The 1409-nt window shown below is 56.1% G+C and carries 1 protein-coding gene and 1 pseudogene; one reads left to right on the top strand and one right to left on the bottom strand.

Annotated features, from left to right (window positions below):
- Window positions 1-98: 98 nt before the first annotated feature.
- A pseudogene (locus tag ACZ9AQ_RS24145) lies at window positions 99-395 on the top strand (methyl-accepting chemotaxis protein); the annotation flags it as partial.
- Window positions 396-418: 23 nt separating this feature from the next.
- Here ACZ9AQ_RS24145 and ACZ9AQ_RS24140 read toward each other — a convergent pair.
- Window positions 419-877 (bottom strand): MarR family winged helix-turn-helix transcriptional regulator, encoded by a 459-nt coding sequence (locus ACZ9AQ_RS24140; protein WP_429207343.1) that lies wholly within the window; start codon window positions 875-877, stop codon window positions 419-421.
- Between the last annotated feature and the right edge of the window lie 532 nt (window positions 878-1409).

Raw genomic sequence — 1409 nt, 5'->3', positions numbered from 1 at the left:
CGGCACAGCTCCAGCAATGACTTGTCGCCGGTCGAGTATGAAAAGCAGTATTTCAAGCGGCTCGCGAGTGTCTAGGAAACTCGTGGCGATTCAATGCGGGGTCAAAACTGGTGGAGCAAGCCGGCGCCACGATGGACGACATCGTGACCAGCGTGAAGGAAGTCAGCGGCATCATCGCCGAAATTACGACCGCAAGCGAAGCCCAGCATGCCGGCATCGAGCAAGTGAACCATGCGGTGGGTCAAATGGACGAGGCGACCCAGCAGAACGCTGCGCTCGTCGAGCAGGCCGCCGCGTCGGCCGCGGCGCTCAAGGAGCAGTCGGCGGTGCTGCTGCGCACGGTGCGCGTGTTCCGCATCAGCACCGAGGGCAACCCGCTGCGGATCGCGGGCTGACCTGCTTATCTAGCGAACGCCGCTTAGCCGGCGCTGTCGTTCAGGCTCTTGCGCAGGTTCACCAATTGATCGCGCAGGGCCGACGCTTCATCGACCGAGCACTTGGTCGCACACAAGACCGCCGGCATCACGCTGGCGGCTTCCTTCTTTAATGCGTTGCCCTCTTCCGTCAGGCTGATGATTACCTGGCGTTCATCGCTACGCGCGCGGTTACGCTGCACCAATCCCTGGGCTTCCATCCGCTTGAGCAATGGTGTCAAGGTTGCGGAATCCAGGAACAGGCGCTCGCCGATGTCCGACACGGTCAGCTGGTCCTGCTCCCATAACACCATCATGACGAGATATTGCGGGTAGGTTAGCCCGAGCTTGGGCAACAAGCCACGGTAGACCCGCATCATCGCCAGTGAGGTCGAGTACAGGGCGAAACATAGCTGCTCATCGAGCATGGGCGTCGCAGGGGAGGGGGAAGTGTTCGCTTTCATGGACCCAATATAGGTCGCACGCTAGCTAATTGCAAGCGATGATCTACCGCGCATTTCCGCATTGGCAATATAACGCCACCGTCAGTGCAAGCACTCACATTGACCCATCTGCGCGATGCAGGGAATTGACGATCTCGCGCGTGAGCGACAGGACCAGGCCAGCGCATGCGAGGAGCCATCACCGCTTCCTCATCGTTGAAAAATATTATTGCTGAGCACTTGCGCGACCGGCTAGGGCTTTGCTATAGTTCGCCTCCGCTTCGGCACTGACCGAAAAATGTTAACGTAATCAAGTGGTTACGTTGGCAAGGTTGCAGAGAAATCTGAGACGAAGCGAAATGAGGGGTTGACGAAAAACGAAAAACACTTCATACTCTCTTTCCTCTGCTGCTGACGAACAAAACGATTCGAAGCACACAGCAGGGATGCAGTACCGAATAAAGTTCTTTAAAAATTAACAGTCGATAAGTGTGGGCGTTTGATGAAGGTGCCAAGAACTTCGGTTCTTGATTACTTAAATTATCAAATGTTC

The sequence above is a fragment of the Massilia sp. UYP34 genome, assembly GCF_056279385.1.
This window is presented reverse-complemented; position numbering and strand designations above follow the sequence as displayed.